Source organism: Shimia sp. SK013 (genome assembly GCF_001292625.1).
Classification (GTDB): Bacteria; Pseudomonadota; Alphaproteobacteria; order Rhodobacterales; family Rhodobacteraceae; genus Shimia.
The window spans coordinates 1-2,832 of the sequence record NZ_LAJH01000027.1; the positions used below are offsets into that span (position 1 = coordinate 1).

Here is a 2,832-nt window from a genome sequence, read left to right on the forward strand (position 1 = left end):
CGACCGCATTCCATGCCGCCATGACGGGTGATCCTTGCCAGACGAATGCCCGCCTTCCGCGCCGTGGAAGCGACAGACCCGCCACCCACGCACCGCTGGGCCTTTGCACCGCTCGCCCGTCCGCTTGGACATCGCTGTGCATCTGGGAGCCGCATGGGCCTTGCTCATGGGGTTCTCGCCATCACTCATCGCCGCCCCTCCCCCCGGGTTGGACATTGCTCACGATGGCTCGCCCGCCATCGGAAACATTAACGTGCTGTACTGTGACCGTTTGCCTGCCACCCGTCCGGTGTTTTCTTAGGGCCTCAACCTGTGACGTAAAAGTACGAGCTAGTTTGGCATATGCAGTTGAATGCGTTTTCCCTTGAGCTAGGTTCTCTGAACGTGAAAGCCACGCTCCCGCCCGTATCGTGGCGACATGCGTTGCTGCCATTTGCACCGCAAGCATGCGCTCCACCGCGTCTCTCGGAGCAAGATCGCGGATCACTGAAAGCATAAATGTCCGCTCGTCATTTCTGGGGTGCTCGTCTGTGGCTTCCTCCGCCTTCAGGACCTTCAGACAGTGGCTTAGAAGGGCGTTCGCTTGCTTGTCGTCAGAAGTTCCGAAGATCTGGCATAGAGCGCTTTTCTCAGCCATTTCAATTTTGTGCCCCGTTTGCGCCGACCCCTTTACCTTTACACCAAGAACATTCGGCTTGGTTTTCTCAATCTCGGTCATAAGTGCTTCTCACATTTGAACATCGTAAATTTTTCCACCCAACAGATACGGCGACATTGGCCATTTCGGCACCTTGCGACAGTCGCGACAATTGCGACGCGGTCACGGATTTTCGATCATTTGTCGCAGATGTCGCGGGTGTCGCAGGTGGGTCCGCTTTATTTTTCGCAAGCCTGATTTTTGAATTACACCACATCACGGCTACCTTTCATGATTGCCCACGCTTCTTTTCTCTGTGAACCGCGCACAACGGTTCCAGTTTCCAGGGGAACCAACCAGCCGTGTTTTTCGAGTATTGTGAGCGCTGTTTTGGCCTTCGGGCTTTCTCGAAGGGCGTTTGGGCCTCTTCGCACGACATCACGCAACATGACGTCGCTGTGTGCCCAATCATCTATCAACCAGCGGCGCAAAGCGTCTGCGCGGTCGATCTCTACTGAAACCGACGCAGCATTGGACAGGCGCGCTGCTTCCGCGAGATAGAATTGAGCAAGTTCGATGGCGTCGGCCATCACTTGGCCACGTACAGTCGCCGCATCCAGATCTGTCCAGAGCGTCAAAACGCCTGCAATGCGGGCGGCCTGCTCAGCGATCTTACTCGCTGTCCCTGTTATGTGGTGCAAATCGCCCCCACGCGCTTGCCTGCCTTCCACAGTGTCCGCAAACCCTATCAACAGGCTCCGGGCATCTGCGGTCAATTCAAGCGTACGTGGTTCTAGTTCGCGGGTTTCCTCATCCATAGGCAACGGTGCCTCCAAGATCTCGGTCATCCGTTTGGAAAACGCCGCAAGCGAAGTGTCATCGCGCCACCCATTTGCTTGCATCCGTGTGCCGATAGAGCTTGGCGGCTCGCATGTCAGAAAACGCGGCAAGAAACCCGTGTCAGCAGCCAGAGGGTCAGCCATGAAGCCCCGCGCAACGGTCGGTTGCACCATCAAATGAGCGGCCAGTCGTCGGCCGTAGAGTGTGCTGTGTCCATCACCTGAACGCGTGCGCCTGATGGGGTTTCCTTGCCAAAGGTCATTAAACGCGGCCAGCGTCTTTTGACGGTGCTCGCTGCTCATAGCGTGACCGCCCAGGAATTGTCCGCCTTCGTCTGAGAACAGACCAAGCGATGGCTGGCCGAAGGCAAAGAGCTTTGTCAGTCCTTCAAATGTCGGCTCAGTTACTGTTCGGTCAGGCGTTGCCGGCGCTTCAGGTTCCGGCCCTAGTGCATTCAGATCCGCTTGCGCCGCCGTTCGTTTCTCTCCTTTGTTTTTCTTTGCTTCCACAAGGATTCGGTCACGTTCGCCTTTCCATAAGGCGTGCCGATTTTGCCATGCGGTGACGGCTTCCTTATTGCCTTTGGCCCCTTCGCGTTCATGGTGACGCAGTGCGGCCATAAGCGGTGCATCACATGCGGATTTGCGTTCTCCGCTTCTAGCGATTGTAAGGGCGAAAAGAGAGAGCGGTCTGTTGCCGCCAAGTGTTTGCACATCCGCGAAACCCTGAACGGCCAGAGAGGCGACCGCCAGTGCCGATTGCGCAGGTATTGCGATAGGTGCTTGCGTCGCTCCTTGCACTGCCTCCACAGCGGAGCGAAGCGCGCCGAGTGCGTGAACGGGATAGGCCGTCCCGAGAGGAATTTCTCGCAAGAGGGGTTGCGGTTCTTCGCGCGTGAAGGGAATAGGCTGAGCGGAGTTCATTCGCATACCGCCTTTCGATTCAAAACTTTTGCTTTGAAGGCGTTTCGATCCGCCTCTGTCAAACATTCCCACATCTGCCAAAAGATCCGCCTTCGGGCACTTAGGTGCAGCGGGACGCGGCCCAATCGGTCCAGCCCTGCGGCGACGTAAGCGGCCAGTTCCGGTGATGTCGCAGAGGTGCTCCAGATAAAGGCTTCCCCAACTAGATCGCCAAAAAAATGCGCAGCAGGTCCCTCTGTGCGGTGTCGCTCGAGAAACTCGGCAGCGACAGCAATGGCCTCCAGTTTAGGGGCATCGGTAAGGAACATCTTGAGCGACACAATTCGCTCGGTTTTCAATCTCTCAGTGGCGCTCCTGTCAGTGCGGCAAGAGGGTTCCTCTGCGCATCTTGCATGTGTTATATTCTGAATGCCCGCCGCATAGCGGTTATCC

General features: G+C 56.8%; 4 protein-coding genes. All 4 read right to left on the reverse strand.

Features of this window, described 5'->3' with window-relative positions; translation table 11 throughout:
• A partial coding sequence (locus tag SHIM_RS20475) for a hypothetical protein (RefSeq protein WP_206541378.1) occupies positions 1 to 189 on the reverse strand: 189 nt, incomplete at its 3' end.
• Positions 182 to 718, reverse strand: coding sequence for a hypothetical protein (locus tag SHIM_RS18395; RefSeq protein ID WP_054004162.1), 537 nt, complete (start codon positions 716 to 718; stop codon positions 182 to 184). The genes SHIM_RS18395 and SHIM_RS20475, both read right to left, overlap by 8 nt.
• Positions 719 to 903: 185 nt before the next feature.
• Positions 904 to 2,400, reverse strand: a complete 1,497-nt coding sequence (locus SHIM_RS18400; protein WP_054004163.1) for a YfjI family protein — start codon at positions 2,398 to 2,400, stop codon at positions 904 to 906.
• Positions 2,397 to 2,708 (reverse strand): hypothetical protein, encoded by a 312-nt coding sequence (locus SHIM_RS20460; RefSeq protein WP_054004164.1) that lies wholly within the window; start codon positions 2,706 to 2,708, stop codon positions 2,397 to 2,399. The genes SHIM_RS18400 and SHIM_RS20460 overlap by 4 nt, the downstream gene beginning before the upstream one ends.
• Positions 2,709 to 2,832: the final 124 nt, after the last annotated feature.

Bases quoted from the DNA above. Each gene is read 5' to 3' on its own strand.
- SHIM_RS18395 (WP_054004162.1), bottom strand. From the start codon at position 718: ATGACCGAGATTGAGAAAACCAAGCCGAATGTTCTTGGTGTAAAGGTA.
- SHIM_RS18400 (WP_054004163.1), bottom strand. From the start codon at position 2,400: ATGAACTCCGCTCAGCCTATTCCCTTCACGCGCGAAGAACCGCAACCC.
- SHIM_RS20460 (WP_054004164.1), bottom strand. From the start codon at position 2,708: ATGTTCCTTACCGATGCCCCTAAACTGGAGGCCATTGCTGTCGCTGCC.